The organism is Devosia sp. CN2-171 (assembly GCF_049354815.1).
GTDB lineage: Bacteria > Pseudomonadota > Alphaproteobacteria > Rhizobiales > Devosiaceae > Devosia_A.
Map to the genome: position 1 here is coordinate 3,232,911 of NZ_CP186479.1, position 14,636 is coordinate 3,247,546.

General features: G+C 66.5%; 11 protein-coding genes and 1 riboswitch. Of the genes, 6 read left to right on the forward strand and 5 right to left on the reverse strand.

Translation table 11 applies throughout. The features are described 5' to 3' along the window. Window positions 1–28 precede the first annotated feature (28 nt). Window positions 29–1,603, forward strand: a complete 1,575-nt coding sequence (locus ACOYW5_RS16070) for a heparinase II/III family protein (RefSeq protein WP_423065901.1) — start codon at window positions 29–31, stop codon at window positions 1,601–1,603. 40 nt (window positions 1,604–1,643) lie between these two features. Continuing rightward, window positions 1,644–1,725, forward strand: a riboswitch (ZMP/ZTP riboswitch). Between the two features lie 19 nt (window positions 1,726–1,744). Further along, a complete protein-coding gene (gene purH / locus ACOYW5_RS16075) occupies window positions 1,745–3,331 on the forward strand; it encodes a bifunctional phosphoribosylaminoimidazolecarboxamide formyltransferase/IMP cyclohydrolase (RefSeq protein WP_423065902.1) in 1,587 nt (528 codons plus the stop codon). 7 nt (window positions 3,332–3,338) lie between these two features. Here purH and ACOYW5_RS16080 read toward each other — a convergent pair whose 3' ends face one another. Continuing rightward, the gene (locus tag ACOYW5_RS16080; protein WP_423065903.1) at window positions 3,339–8,099 is read right to left on the reverse strand and encodes an NAD-glutamate dehydrogenase; all 4,761 of its coding nucleotides are present in this window, start codon (window positions 8,097–8,099) and stop codon (window positions 3,339–3,341) included. A gap of 178 nt (window positions 8,100–8,277) precedes the next feature. Between ACOYW5_RS16080 and leuC the strand changes: the two genes are divergently transcribed. Both leuC and ACOYW5_RS16090 read left to right on the forward strand, forming a co-directional pair. After that, a complete protein-coding gene (leuC, locus tag ACOYW5_RS16085) occupies window positions 8,278–9,681 on the forward strand; it encodes a 3-isopropylmalate dehydratase large subunit (RefSeq protein WP_423065904.1) in 1,404 nt (467 codons plus the stop codon). Next, on the forward strand, window positions 9,678–10,097 hold the full coding sequence (locus tag ACOYW5_RS16090; protein ID WP_423069481.1) for a metallopeptidase family protein: 420 nt from the start codon (window positions 9,678–9,680) through the stop codon (window positions 10,095–10,097). The genes leuC and ACOYW5_RS16090 overlap by 4 nt, the downstream gene beginning before the upstream one ends. Before the next feature lie 17 nt (window positions 10,098–10,114). On the opposite strand, the gene ACOYW5_RS16095 is transcribed toward ACOYW5_RS16090, so the two are convergent. The 4 genes from ACOYW5_RS16095 to tsaD are packed head-to-tail and all read right to left on the reverse strand — an operon-like array spanning window position 10,115 to window position 12,853. Beyond that, entirely contained in the window at window positions 10,115–10,540 is a 426-nt protein-coding gene (locus ACOYW5_RS16095) for an EVE domain-containing protein (RefSeq protein WP_423065905.1), read from the reverse strand. Between the two features lie 2 nt (window positions 10,541–10,542). Then, entirely contained in the window at window positions 10,543–10,836 is a 294-nt protein-coding gene (locus ACOYW5_RS16100; RefSeq protein ID WP_423065906.1) for a YciI family protein, read from the reverse strand. Then, entirely contained in the window at window positions 10,837–11,805 is a 969-nt protein-coding gene (locus ACOYW5_RS16105) for an NAD(P)H-dependent glycerol-3-phosphate dehydrogenase (RefSeq protein ID WP_423065907.1), read from the reverse strand. Next, entirely contained in the window at window positions 11,795–12,853 is a 1,059-nt protein-coding gene (gene tsaD / locus ACOYW5_RS16110) for a tRNA (adenosine(37)-N6)-threonylcarbamoyltransferase complex transferase subunit TsaD (RefSeq protein ID WP_423065908.1), read from the reverse strand. Before tsaD ends, ACOYW5_RS16105 begins: the two co-directional genes overlap by 11 nt. 96 nt (window positions 12,854–12,949) lie before the next feature. On the opposite strand from tsaD, the gene hemC reads away from it, so the two are divergent. Then, window positions 12,950–13,885 carry a hydroxymethylbilane synthase gene (gene hemC, locus ACOYW5_RS16115; RefSeq protein ID WP_423065909.1) on the forward strand — a complete coding sequence of 312 codons (936 nt, stop codon included), beginning with the start codon at window positions 12,950–12,952 and terminating at the stop codon, window positions 13,883–13,885. Between the two features lie 15 nt (window positions 13,886–13,900). Further along, window positions 13,901–14,623 (forward strand): uroporphyrinogen-III synthase, encoded by a 723-nt coding sequence (locus ACOYW5_RS16120; protein ID WP_423065910.1) that lies wholly within the window; start codon window positions 13,901–13,903, stop codon window positions 14,621–14,623. Window positions 14,624–14,636: the final 13 nt, after the last annotated feature.

The window sequence follows — 14,636 nt, forward strand, 5'->3', positions numbered from 1 at the left end:
GACAATGCTGTCGGCCGCAGATCACCTTGTGACCAATCCGCTCGTGCGCTGGACCTGGACGGGGCCGGCCAACGAGGACATGGTTTCCGCGCTCAGCGAGTTCCGGCCGACCGACCGCGAGACGGTGCTTGAAATGATGCAGGGCCGGTATCTGCTCGCCAGCAAGCTGGTCGACACGCATGGCGTTTCGCCGTTCTCGCTCGATGTCGATCACGACGACTGGCATGACGACCTGCAGACTTTCTCCTGGCTGCGGCATTTCCGCGATGCCCGCACCGACGAGGAGCGGCGCTTTGCGCGCACGCTGGCGCTCGACTGGATCGGCCGCGAGGGGCAGTTCAGCCGTGATACCTGGGCTCCGTCGCTGACGGCGCGGCGGGTGCTCAATTGGCTGCGGCACTACAATATCCTGCTCGAAGGCGCGCCGCCGGAGCAGGCGCAGCAGATTTCGCGCTCGCTTTCGACCCAGATTTCTTCGCTGCGGCTGCGCGGCGGGCTGGCGACGGACCCCGTCGACGCCCTGCTGGTCGCCATTGCGCTGGTAGGTGTCTCGCTCTGCGCCGATCGACCTGATTCCGAAGTCGATGCTCGCGTGCGCCGGGTGCTCGACCTGCTCGACCAGCAGCTGGACGAAGACGGGCTGCACCGGACGCGTTCGGCCAAGATCCAGGTGCAACTCCTCGTCGAGCTCACCACCATCAAGCAGGCGCTGCGGCGCGACCACGAGCAGCTTTCCGCCGATATCGACACGCTGACCGAGAGCATGCACCGCGCGCTCGACGCCATTTCGCTCGGCACGGGCGAGCCGGCCTATTTCCACGGTACCGGGCAGATGCCGCACGACCTGATCGTCGCGGTGCAGGCCCAGAGCGCCGCCCGGGCCCGTGAAACCGGCACCGCCGGCGGCTATGGCCGGCTGATCGCCGGCCGTTCGATCGTCGTCGCCGATTCCGGGCTCGTGCCCGATCCGGCCTATGCCCGGCACGCGCATGCCAGCGCGCTGGCGTTCGAATTCAGCCATGGGCGCGATCTCGTCGTCTGCAATTGCGGCCCGGCGCCGACGGACTATGAGGATGCGCTGTTGTTCCGGCAGGGCATCGCCCATTCGGCACCGACCATCAACGCGCAGTCGGCGGCGACCATTCCGGGCAACGGTCCGCTAATCGGGCGGCTCGTGCAGGTTGGCCGGCCGAGCGAGATCGAGGCGCGCAGCTCGGACGATACGCTGATCATCTCCGCGCACGGTTATGCCGAGCGCTTCGGCGTGACGCTCGAACGCCACCTGACGCTGCTCGCCGAAGGCAAGACGCTGGTCGGGCAGGACCGGTTCGTCCGCCACCGCAGCCGCGTCTCGGGCGCCGCGGCGATCCGCTTCCACCTCGCGCACCAGACCGAGGTGCAGATGACCGACGACCTCGTCCGGCTGCGGCTCGGTTCGGGCGCGGTATGGACGTTCCTGTGGGAAGGGGCGGAGATGCGGGTGGAGGACAGCGTCCGGCAATCGGCCTATTTCGGCTTCCACCGCACCAAGCAGCTGGTGCTCGAAGTGCTGGCGGCCGATGCCAGCGAAGTCAGCTGGATCTTTACGCTTGAAGAGAACTGACCGACCATCTTTCCAAGGTCAGCCGTTTCTGCAATAAGGCCCGCGTTCGCGCGACTGGCGAGAAGAGATGGGCCACCATCGGGGAACGCGAACGAAAGACGCCGCTCGCCTGGGCCCCCTTTCAACCGTCACGGAGCCCTCATGTCCAACGCCATCATTCCCATCAAGCGCGCCCTTCTCAGTGTCTTCGACAAGACCGGGATGGCCGAGTTCGCCAAAGCGCTGGCCGGGCTGGGCGTTGACCTCGTCTCGACCGGCGGCACGTCGAAGCTGATCGCCTCGACCGGGGCGGCGGTGCGCGACATTTCCGATCTCACCGGCTTTCCCGAGATGATGGACGGACGGGTGAAGACGCTGCACCCCAAGGTCCATGGCGGCCTCCTCGCGGTGCGCGACAATCCGGTCCACAAGGCTTCGATGGACGAGCATGAGATCGGGGCGATCGACCTCGTCGTCGTCAATCTCTACCCGTTCGAGGAAACCATCGCCAAGGGCGCCTCCTACGAGGAGACGATCGAGAATATCGACATCGGCGGACCGGCGATGATCCGTTCGGCGGCCAAGAACCACGCCTATGTCACGGTGGTGGTCGACCCCAGCGACTATGATGCGGTGCTCGAGAGTATCCGGACCATCGGCGGCGTGCCCTACGAAATGCGCCAGAAGCTTGCCGCGAAGGCCTACGCCCGCACGGCTGCCTATGACTCGGTGATCTCTGGATGGTTCGCGAAAACCCTCGACTACGCTGAGATGCCCTATCGCTCCTTCGCCGGCCGGCTCAAGGAAGTGATGCGCTACGGCGAGAACCCGCATCAGTGGGCTGCCTTCTACACCACCGGCGAGCAGCGGCCCGGCGTCGCCACGGCGCGGCAGGTGCAGGGCAAGTCGCTGAGCTACAACAACCTCAACGATACCGACGCGGCGTTCGAGCTCATTTCCGAATTCGATCCGGCCGTGCCGGCTGTCGCCATCATCAAGCACGCCAACCCCTGTGGCTTTGCCATAGGCAAGACGCTGATCGAGGCCTACCAGCTGGCCCACCGCACCGACCCGGTTAGTGCCTTCGGCGGCATCGTGGCGCTTAACCAGACGATCGACGGACCGACGGCGACCGAGATCGTAAAGGTGTTCACCGAGGTGATTGTCGCGCCTGATGCGACCGACGAGGCCATCGCCATCATCGCGGCGAAGAAGAACCTGCGGCTGCTGCTGACCGGGGCACTGGCCGACCCCAGAGCGGACGGGCTGACGGTCAAATCGCTGGCCGGCGGCTTGTTGGTCCAGGGTCGCGACAACCGCAATGTCGACGATACCGAGTTCAAGGTGGTGACCAAGAAGCAGCCGACGGAAGCTGAGCTGCGCGACCTGAAGATCGCGATGAAGGTCGCCAAGCACGTCAAGTCCAACGCCATCATCTACGTCAAGGACGGTGCGACCGTCGGCATCGGCGCGGGCCAGATGAGCCGGCTCGATTCCTCGCGCGTCGCGCACCGCAAGTCGATCGACGCGGCCGAGGCAGCCGGGATCGAAGGTGCATTGACGGCCGGCTCGGTGGTGGCGTCGGATGCGTTCTTCCCGTTCCCGGACGGGATGCTGGCCGCGGTCGAGGCTGGTGCCACGGCGGTGATCCAGCCGGGCGGCTCGGTCAACGACGACAAGGTGATTGCGGCGGCCGACGAAGTCGGCATCGCCATGATCGTGACGGGGATGCGCCACTTCCGGCACTAGCGGGGCTTTAGCTCCCCCGCGCCAAATCCCCCAGCAGACCCGCCGCGACGCTCAGCCGTGAGACGGTCATTTCGCCCTCGGTGAGCCCCTGCACGGCATCGGCTACGCGGGCGATCGGCTCGGCGTGGCGCTCGCGCCAGGTTGCCAGCCGCTTCGTCACGTCGCCCTTGCCTTCGGCGAGTACGTCGGAGGTGAGGTCGCGCTGGGCGCGCATCAGGTTGGCCAGGGCCCGGTCGAGCGCCATGCGGTCGAACTTGTCGCCGAGGACGATGGCGTTACCCTGCTCGACGACGCGAGCCAGCCCGAAGGCATCGAGCACGCCGAAGAAGGCCTGCGCCGCCTCGCGCATGGGCAGCACGGCCTTTTCGGCGACGAGCGCGATATCGGTCCCGAGCGACAGCACCGGCAGCTCGGCGAAGCGGCGGGCGAGGTCGCGCGGCGTGCCGGCGGTTTCCAGTTTCGCCGCCCGGTCGGCAACGCCGGCTTCGAGCCACGGGCCGAGCAATCCGCTGATCAGGCCGCGCAGGTCAGCGATCCCCTGCTGGTAGCGATCGATGAGCGGGCGGAGGCCCTGGTCGAGACGGGTGTTGCGCAGGAACCAAAGCGTTTCGCGTTTCAGCAGCGCCTGCGTCTCGGCATAGAGCTGCAGCTGCGTCCTGCCTGGGATCTGGCCGTCGAGCGCATCGACGTCGCGGTTGAGCCCCGGGGTGTCGTAGACATCGCGGGCGGCGGCATAAGCGGCGGCGACCTGGCCGGCGTTGGCACTGCTTGCCGCCATCATCTCACTGACGAAGCCGGGTCCACCGCGGTTGATCATGGCGTTGGACAGCACCGTCGCGATCACCTCGCGGCGCAGGCGGTGGTTGGTGACGGTATCCTCGAAGGTCTCGGTCAGGCGCTCGGGGAAGTAGCGATAAAGCTCGCGCCCGAGATAGGGGTCGTCGGGCACGCCGGTCTTGAGAAGATCGGCGTTGGCGACGTTCTTGGCATAAGCGAGGAGCACGGCGAGCTCCGGTCGCGTCAGGCCTTTGCCGGCCTGGCTTCGGTGCCGCAGCGCGGCATTGTCGGGCAGGAACTCGACTGCGCGGCTCAGCTCACCGGAGTCTTCGAGTGACTCGATCAGCGCCACGTGCTCTGGGAAGGCAGCCGCGCCACGCGCCTGTTCGACCGAAAGGGCGAGGGTCTGGAGGTAGTTGTTCCGGAGGCACAGCTCGGCGACCTGGTCGGTCATAGAGGCGAGGAATTCGTTGCGCACCTGAGTGGTGAGCTGGCCGGTGCGGGTCAGGGCGCCGAGGGCGATCTTGATATTGACCTCGAGGTCGGACGAGTTGACGCCGGCCGAGTTGTCGATGGCGTCGGTGTTGATGCGTCCGCCCTTCAGCGCGTACTCGACGCGGCCGAGCTGGGTGACACCGAGATTGGCGCCCTCGCCGACGACGAGCGCACGGATATCGGCGCCGTTGATCCGCACCGCGTCATTGGCCTTGTCGCCGGCCTGCGCATCGGTCTCCGCCGAACTCTTCACATAGGTGCCGATGCCGCCGAACCAGAGGAGGTCGGCCTCGGCCTTGAGGATGGCGCGGATGACATCGGTGGGCGCCACAGCATCGGCGTTGAGGCCGAGCAGTTTTCGCGCCTCGGCGAAAAGCGGCACGGCCTTCAGACTGCGCGAGTAGACGCCACCACCCTTGCTGATCAGGTCCGGATTGTAGTCCTGCCAGCTCGAGCGCAGTAGTTCGAACAGGCGCCGCCGCTCGGCAAGGCTGATGGCCGGGTCCGGATCGGGGTCGATGAAGATGTCGCGGTGGTCGAAGGCGGCAACGAGGCGCAATTCGGGTGAGAGCAGCATGCCGTTGCCGAACACGTCGCCGCTCATGTCGCCGACGCCGACGACGGTGAAGCTCGAGGTCTGGATATCGCGGTCGATCTCGCGGAAATGACGCTTGACCGCTTCCCAGCCGCCGCGCGCGGTGATGCCCATCTTCTTGTGGTCATAGCCGGCCGAACCGCCCGAGGCGAAGGCGTCGCCGAGCCAGAAGTCACGGCCGGTGGCGATCGCATTGGCGGTGTCGGAAAAGCTCGCCGTACCCTTGTCGGCGGCGACGACGAGATAGGGATCGTCGCCATCGCGGCGCAGCACGTCCGGCGGCGGCACGACCGTGTCGACTTCGAGATTGTCGGTGACGTCGAGGAGGGTCGAGACGAAGATCTTGTAGCAGTTGGTGCCTTCGCGCAGCACCGTCTCGCGGTCGGCTCCAGCAGGCATCTGCCGCGGCACGAAGGCGCCCTTGGCGCCGACGGGCACGATGATGGCGTTCTTCACCTGCTGGGCCTTTACCAGCCCCAGCACTTCGGTGCGGAAATCTTCCGGCCGGTCCGACCAGCGGAGGCCGCCGCGCGCGATCGGCCCGAAGCGCAGGTGCAGGCCCTCGACGCGCGGCGAGTAGACGAAAATTTCGCGGTAGGGTTTCGGCTCGGGCAGCCCGTCGACTTTCGAACAGTCGAACTTCAGGGCCAGCGCCGGGCGGCGCATGCCAGCCTGGTCGCGCTGGTAGCCATTGGTCCGCACCACCGCCTCGGTGAGGTTGAGGAAGCGGCGGAGGATGCGGTCCTCGTCGAGCGAGGAGGTATTCTCGATCGCCGCGTCGATGGTGGCGCGAGCCGCGGCTGTCGCGGCCCGGCGATCGGCGGCGTAATGCGGGTCGTTCTCGGCATGAAACAACGCGACCAGCGCCGCCGCGACAATGGCATGGCGGGCGAGGACGCCGTTGAGATAGTCGCGGGAGTAGGGGATGCCGACCTGCTTGAGGTAGCGGGCTAGGGCGCGGAGGATTTCGACATCCTCCCAGTTGAGCGCCGCGCTCAGCGTCAGCTGGTTCAGCGCATCGCTCTCCGCCTCGCGCCGCCACACGGCGAGGATGGCACGCTCGATCTCGGTGCCGCGCGTGCGGTCGTCGAGATCGAGCGGATAGTCGGTCTCGAGCAGCATGTCGTGGAGGTAAGTCTGCGCACCATGCCGCGGCTTGATAGTGAAAGTGTCCTCGTCGATGACGCGGAATCCGAAATTCTCGAGCATCGGCACCCGGTCAGAGAGCGCGATGGGGGTCCCCTGGTGATAGACCTTGAGCCCCATGCTGCCGGGCCGGCCCTCGCGGGCGCCAAGCCGTAGCGCAATGGCGCGCTCGTCGGGTAGCAGCTCTATGACGCCGATATCGCCCAGCGCCTCGCTGGCCGAGTGCACGGCCTGGTAGTCGCCAGGGAAGGCCTCGGCATAGTCGGCGATGGCTGCGGGGTCTCGCGCCGCAGCGACCAGCCGGTCGCCAAAGGTGCGGATACGCTCGGCGACGCCCTGCTCGAGCTCTTGCTCGGCCGGGCGGGGCGTCTCCCCGCCATTGCGGCCGATGATGAAGTGCACCCGCACCATCTCGCCTTCGGGGAAGCTCGGATAGTAGGCTGAGAGCCGGCCCTGATAGACCTCGGCAAGCCAGGCGCCGAGTTTCATGCGCACATCGGAATCGTAGCGGTCGCGCGGCACGAAGACGAGCAGCGAGACGAAATTATCGAAGCGGTCGACCCGCGCCAGCACGCGCACCCGCGGCCGGTCGACGAGGCTCGCGATAGTGGTGGCGAAGTCGTAGAGCTGGTCCTCGGAGATCTGGAACAGCTCGTCGCGCGGAAAAGTGTCGAGCGCGTTCATCAGCGCCTTGCCGGCATGGCCCTTGGGGTCGTGGCCGGAGCGCTTCATCACCTCGCTGATCTTCTTCCTGATCAGCGGCACGTCGGTGTTGGGAGTGCCCAGCGACATCGAGGTGAAGAGCCCGATGATGCGAAGTTCGCCCGAGGTGTTGCCTTCGGCGTCGTAGAGCTTGACCCCGATATAGTCCATGTAGCTGCGCCGATGGACGCGGGCGCGGATATTGGCCTTAGTGACCATGATCGGCGCCGCTTCCTTGAGGAATGCGTAGTGCTGCGGCGTCATCTCGACGTAGCTCGGGCCGGAGCGGAGGAAGAGCACGCTCTTGTCCTCGAGGATGCCGAGTTCGCTGTCATGCACTGGCAGGAGCTTGGCATCGGCGCCCTCGCCCTCGAGCCGGTATTCGCGCATGCCGAGGAAAGTGAAATTGTGCTCCGCGAGCCAGCCGAGGAAGTGGATGGCCTCGGCAACCTGGGCCGGTGGCGCCTTGGGGGCGTGGGTGTGCCAATCGGTCATCGCCCGCTTGACGCGGTTGAGCATCGGCCGCCAGCCGGCGACGGCGCGGCCGACATCGGTCAGGGTGTCGTCGATCTCTCCTTGCATGGCTTCGCGCTCGACGAGGCCGGGCAGGGGATCGATCTCGACATGGAGGAAGCTCTCGAGCCGGCTGCCGGGGCCGGGCACTTCGAGCACGCGGTAGGTTGCGGGGTCGAACTTGAGGATCGGGTGCGACAGCGCGCGGATCACCCCGCCGCGGGCGCGGATGGCGGCAAGCACGCTGTCGACGATGAAGGGCATGTCGGCGGAAAAGACCTCGACGGTCTCGAAGTCGCCGGGGCGCTCCGGTGGATCGATATAGACGTTGTGGCTTGCGAGCTCTCGCTTGCCGAGGCGGCCATAGGCGCGGCGGAAGGTGGCCTCGATTTCGTCGAGCGAGCGGGTGCCGAAATCCTCGGGGTCGGTGGCCTCGGCGACGGATTTGAGAAACCGGGCGAAACTGGGCTCGGTCGACAGGTACCCGTCCGCTCGCGCGATCAGCGCCGCGCGCCTGTCGAGCAACGACACTTCGTTCATTCCAGTTCCCCGCTCTCCCGTAGGGCAACTATACCGGATATCGCGCAAAGCATGTGTCGTTTTCGAGGGTGCCCGGGCCCCGATTGGACGCCTAACCGCTCGGCTGGCTTGACCGGTATGGTACACGGGGCTTAGAACGCCCCGTTACCCCTCAACACGAGCTGGAAACTCACGGAAAATGGCCGGCAGAACTCTGTACGATAAGATCTGGGACGATCACCTTGTTTCGAACAACGAGGACGGGACCAGCCTTATTTACATTGATCGCCACCTCGTCCACGAGGTCACCAGCCCGCAGGCGTTCGAAGGCCTCAGGCTGAACGGCCGCAAGGTCCGCGCGCCCGAGCGCACGCTTGCCGTGGTCGATCACAACGTGCCGACCACCGATCGCTCGCTGCCCAATCCCGATCCCGAGAGCGCGATCCAGATCGCGGCGCTGGGCGAAAACACCCGCGATTTCGGCATCGAATATTACGATCCCTTCGATAAGCGCCAGGGCATCGTCCACATCGTCGGACCGGAGCAGGGTTTTACCCTCCCGGGCATGACCATCGTCTGCGGTGACAGCCATACGTCGACGCATGGCGCGTTCGGCGCGCTGGCGCATGGCATCGGCACGTCCGAGGTCGAGCATGTGCTGGCGACACAGACGCTGATCCAGCAGAAGGCCAAGAACATGCTGGTGCGTGTCGATGGCCAGCTGCCCGAGGGCGTCACCGCCAAGGACATTATCCTCGCCATCATCGGCGAGATCGGCACGGCCGGCGGCACCGGGCACGTCATCGAGTTCGCAGGCGAGGCCATCCGCGCGCTGTCCATGGAAGGCCGCATGACGGTCTGCAACATGACTATCGAAGGTGGCGCCCGCGCTGGCCTGATCGCGCCGGACGAGAAGACCTTCGAATACGTCAAGGGCCGTCCGCGTGCGCCCAAGGGCGCCGCCTACGACCATGCTGTCGAGTACTGGAAGACGCTCTATTCGGACGAAGACGCGGTCTACGACAAGGTCGTGATCCTCGACGCCGCGAAGCTCCCGCCGATCGTGTCGTGGGGCTCATCGCCCGAGGACGTGATTTCGGTAACCGGCGTGGTGCCGAACCCGGATGATATCCAGGATCCGAACAAGCGTGCGTCGAAGTGGCGGGCGCTCGAGTATATGGGCCTCGAGCCGGGCACCAAGATCACCGACATCGCCGTCGAGCGCGTCTTCCTCGGCTCGTGCACCAATGGCCGCATCGAGGATCTGCGGGCTGCGGCCAAGGTCGTCGCCGGTCGCAAGGTCGCGCCGGGCGTCAACGCCATGGTCGTACCCGGGTCGGGTCTGGTGAAGGAGCAGGCGGAAGCCGAGGGCCTCCACACGATCTTTCTCGATGCCGGTTTCGAGTGGCGCGAGCCGGGGTGCTCGATGTGCCTCGCGATGAATCCCGACAAGCTCAAGCCGCACGAGCGTTGCGCTTCGACCTCGAACCGTAATTTCGAAGGCCGCCAGGGTTTCAAGGGCCGCACCCACCTCGTGTCGCCCGCCATGGCCGCGGCAGCGGCGGTGACCGGCCACTTCGTCGACATTCGCGAGTGGCAGTGAACGACTGGGCGGATCGCGCCGCCCCTTCGCTCGACGATTTCGAACAGATTGCAGCGGCCGCCTTTGCGGCCCTGCCGGCCGAGTTCCGTGAACTTGCGGGAAACGTCCCCTGCGCGGTCTCGGAATTCCCGGACGAAGACACCATCCGCGAAATGGAGCTCGAGAGCGAGTTCGACATCCTCGGCCTGTTCCGCGGCATCGGACTGCCACAGGGCGGGGCAACGCCCTTCACCGGCCAGATGCCCAACCAGGTCTGGCTCTACCGCCGGCCCATCCTCGACTACTGGGCCGAAAGCGAAACCGGCGAAACGCTGGGCGAGATCATCACACACGTGCTCGTGCACGAGATCGGCCACCATTTCGGCTTCTCGGACGACGACATGGAGGCCATCGAAGCCGCGGCGGAGCGGGAATAGGGCCGGCGCTCAGGCGCCTACAGCCCGCCCATCTTGCAGATCAGTTTCCATTCCGCCTCGGTCACCGGCGACACCGAGAGCCGCGACAGCTTCACCAGCGCCATGTTCGCCAGTTCTGGCGTCTTCTTGATCGTCTCAAGCGTCACGGGCTTGGGCAGCTTCTTCACCGGCAGCACGTCGACGCACTCCCAGACGATATTGCCCTTGTCGTTCGGCTCGGCGGTCGAATCCGGGTGCGCCAGGGCCACGACCTTGATGATGCCGACGATCTCCTTGCCTATATTGGAGTGGTAGAAGAAGGCCTCGTCGCCGAGCTTCATGGCCTTCATGTTATTGCGTGCGGTGTAATTGCGCACGCTGTGCCATTCCTCCGGCACGCCGCGGTTGACCACGTCGTCGTAGGAATTGACGTCGGGCTCCGACTTCATCAGCCAGTAAGCCATCGCTATCTCCCTGCGGACTTGTTGATCGTCAGGGCCCAGCGGCTGATCTTGTAGCTCTCGAACACGCCGCTCTTGATGAACGGGTCCTGCTCATAGAGCGCCGTCGCCGTCGCCAGGTCCGGCGCCTCGATGACCATGAAGCTGCCGGTGGCCTTGCCTTCCTCGGTCTGGAACGGGCCGGCGATCACCAGCTTGTCGCCGAGATTGTCGAGGTGCTTCAGGTGCTCGGGGCGAACCGCCATGCGGTGTTCGAGGCCGTTCGGCTTGTCGGTGGCGATGATCGAATAGAACGGCATCTAGTCTTCTTCCCTCTTGAGCGGCCGCGACATGAGGCCCGCGACGATTTCGGTGATCGAGGTGTTCCCCTCGAGCAGCAGGTTTACCGCATCGATCAGCGGCGCGTCGATGCGCACTTGGTCAGCCAGCGCCTTCGCCACGGGCGCAGTGAGCACACCCTCGGCCAGCTCGCCGCCCGGACGCTGCCCGCGGCCGAGGCTGACGCCGTAGCGGTAGTTGCGCGACTGGGTCGAGGTGCAGCTCAGCGTCAAATCGCCGAGCCCGGCGAGGCCGGTCAGAGTCGACGCGCTGCCGCCCATGCGGACGACGAGGCGGGTCAGTTCGGCGAAAGCGCGGGCGAGGAGCGCCGAGCGGGCCGAAGCACCGAGCCCGGCACCATCGACGGCGCCGCAGCCCACGGCATAGACATTCTTCAGCGCCCCCGCGAGCTCGACGCCCAGGCGGTCGTCGGAGGCGTAAGGGCGGAAGGTAGGGCCGGCGAGGGCAGCAGCGATCTCCGAAGTCTGCTCGGCGTCGTCGCCCGCGAGGGTCACGGCGGTCGGGCGACCGGCAGCCACATCGGTGGCAAAGCTCGGGCCGGAAAGGACATAGGGCGTGGCGTCGGGGACGATCTCGGCCAGCACTTCGCTCTGGCGCTTGAGGCTATCGTGCTCGAGGCCCTTGGCAGTCAGCACCACCGGTTTGCCGCGCAGCCTCGCATGGTGGTCGAGCAAGGCATCGCGGCTCGCCTGCGCCGGCACTGCGAGGATCACGATGTCCGCGTTGGGCAGGGTGGCGGAGGCGGTGACCGTTGGCAGCAGCGTCACGCCGGGCAGGTGCACCGAGTTGCCGTGCCAGTCGTTGATCTCGGAGATCACTACGGGATCGCGGCCGACCAGCGTCACCGTCCGGCCGGCGATGGCAGCGGCCTGTGCGAGCGCAGTGCCCCAGGCACCGGCACCGATGACGGCGACGGTGTCATTTGCCATGGCTCAGCCCCATGTCGGCACTGTCGAGCGGCCAGCGCGCCCTGGCGGAGATGTCCATCGCATCGCTCGAACCCAGCGCCAGCCGCTCCGCCCCAGCCCAGGCGACCATGGCGCCATTGTCGGTGCAGAGCGGGATCGGCGGGATGATCAGTTCGGCGCCGGCCGCATCGGCGGCGTCGCGCAGGGCTGCGCCGATCGCCTTGTTGGCGGCAACGCCACCGGCGACGACGAGGCGAGGCGGGTGGCCCGGCAGTTCTTCGGCATATCTCGCCAGCGCCGAGCGGGCCCGGGTCGCGACGATCTCGGCCACCGTGCGTTGGAAACTGGCGCAGATATCGGCCACGTCCTGGTCGGTCAGCGGCTGGTGCTTTTCGGCGGCGAGACGGACGGCGGTCTTTAGCCCCGAAAAAGAGAAGTCGAGCCGGTCTTCCTTCAGCAGCGGCTTGGGGAAGGCGAAGCGGTTGGGGTCACCGAGCGCCGCCAGCCGCTCGACATGCGGGCCGCCCGGATTGCCGAGGTTGAGGAGCTTGGCCACCTTGTCGAAGGCCTCGCCCAGCGCATCGTCGATGGTCGTGCCCCAGCGCTCGTAATCGCCGACGCCGCGCACCAGTACGAACTGGCTGTGCCCGCCCGAGACCAGCAGCATCAAATAGGGGAAGGCGACGCCATCGGTTAGCCGCGCCGTCAGCGCATGACCCTCGAGATGGTTCACCGCGATCAGCGGCTTCCCCAGCGCGGCAGCGATCGCCTTGGCGGTGGTCAGCCCCACCAGCACGCCGCCGATCAGTCCGGGGCCGGCGGTTGCGGCAATAGCGTCGACCTCGCTCAGCTTCACCCCGGCCGTCTCGGCGGCTTTGGCGATGATGTGGTCGAGATGGCTGACATGGGCGCGGGCTGCGAGTTCGGGCACCACACCGCCATAGGGCGCGTGCTCATCGAGTTGGCTGCGCACGATGTTCGATAGAATCGTGCCGTGACCAGCCGCGTCGCGCTCGACGATCGAGGCGGCGGTTTCGTCGCAGCTGGTTTCGATGCCGAGGACTTTCATCAACCTTGTCCGGGTTCCATGTAAGGGGTAAGCCCAGCCTGGGCTCTATGGGGCTCTCGCCCGGCCCGACTTGGCCTACAATAGGTGTGAACTGAAATGCAATCGGCGCCTCTCCTTCGCATCGGCACGCGCGGCTCCATGCTGGCGCTGGCGCAGGCGCAACTGGTGCAGCGACTGCTGGCGGAAGCGCATGGCGTGGGGCGCGAGGCGATCGAGATCAAGGTCATCACCACCAGCGGCGACCGGCTGACCGACCGGCCGCTTAGTGAGGCCGGCGGCAAGGGGCTGTTCTCCAAGGAAATCGAAGCGGCGCTCGAAGCCGGCGAGGTCGATCTCGGCGTCCATTCGAGTAAGGACCTGGCTTCGCACCTGCCCGATGGGCTGGTGCTGGCTGCCTTCCTTGAGCGCGAGGACGTGCGCGACGCCTTCGTGTCCGTGAAGTACCGCACGCTCGAAGCGCTTCCGCGGGGCGCAAAGCTCGGCTCGTCCTCGATCCGGCGCGCGGCGCAGATGCTGCGGGCACGGCCCGATCTCGAAGTCGTGCCGTTCCGCGGCAATGTCGATACGCGGCTGCAGAAGCTCGAGGCGGGAGTCGCTGACGCGACACTTCTCGCCGCCGCCGGGCTCAATCGCCTCGGCAAAGCCGATCGCATCACCGCCTATCTTGATCCCCTGGCGTTTCCACCCGCCCCGGCGCAGGGCGCCATCGGCATCGAGATCCGCGATAACGACAACCGCACGGCCGATCTCGTCAGCGTGCTCAACCACGCGCCTACCGCCACCACCATCGCCGCCGAACGCGCGCTGCTCGCCACTCTCGACGGTTCGTGTCGAACCCCGATCGGTGCGTTTACCGAATTGAATGGGGTTTCGTGCAGGTTGACCGCCGAAATCCTCAGCCCCGACGGGCGTGAGTTATATCGCGACAGTGTCGAAGGCGCGGCGGATGAAGCAGCCACGCTCGGAACGAAGCTGGGGCGGCTTTTGCTGGATGCCGCCGGGCCGGAGTTCCAGCGGCAGTTCAAAGGGTAGGTCGAAACGGTGAAAATGCTCGTGACCCGGCCGGACCCCGACGCGAGCGAGACCGCCGCGCGGCTCGAAGCGCTCGGTATCGAGCCCGTCGTCGCGCCGCTCCTCGTCTACGAGCTACTGCTCGCCGAGTTGCCCGCGCCAGCGGACGTCGCGGCCATAGCCTTCAGCAGCGCCAATGCCCTACGCGCCCTCGACGCGTCCGGCGAAGTTGAGTATTACCGGCACCTCCCCGCCTATACCGTCGGCGACAAGACGGCCGACCTCGCCGAGGAACTCGGCTTCGTCATGGTGACGAGCGCCAGCGGCGGCATTTCCGATCTCGTCGATCTCCTCGCCCATGCCCCGATCACCGGCCCGATCTTTTACCCGCATGGGCGCGAGATTTCCGCCGACCTCGCGCGCTCGCTCGCCCAATTCGGGCGCGAGGTGATCGCAGTGGCGGTTTACGCGATGAACCCGCTGTCGCAACTCCATCCGACGGTCGCCGACGCGCTCAAGGCGGGCACGGTCGGGGCGGCCCTGTTCTACTCGCGGCGCACGGCGGAAACCTTCGTCAGACTGACCGATGGCGTCATCGGGCGGGCGCAGCGCTCGGCTCTGGGCGTGCTCTGCATGTCCGAAATGGTTGCCGAGCCGCTGGTCGATGCCCATTTCGTGCGGGTCGGGCTCGCCGAGCGGCCCGACGAGGAAGCGATGATGGGGCTTGCCTTGTCGTTCGCCCGCGACCAAAACCCATAGGCCGAGCAAGGTA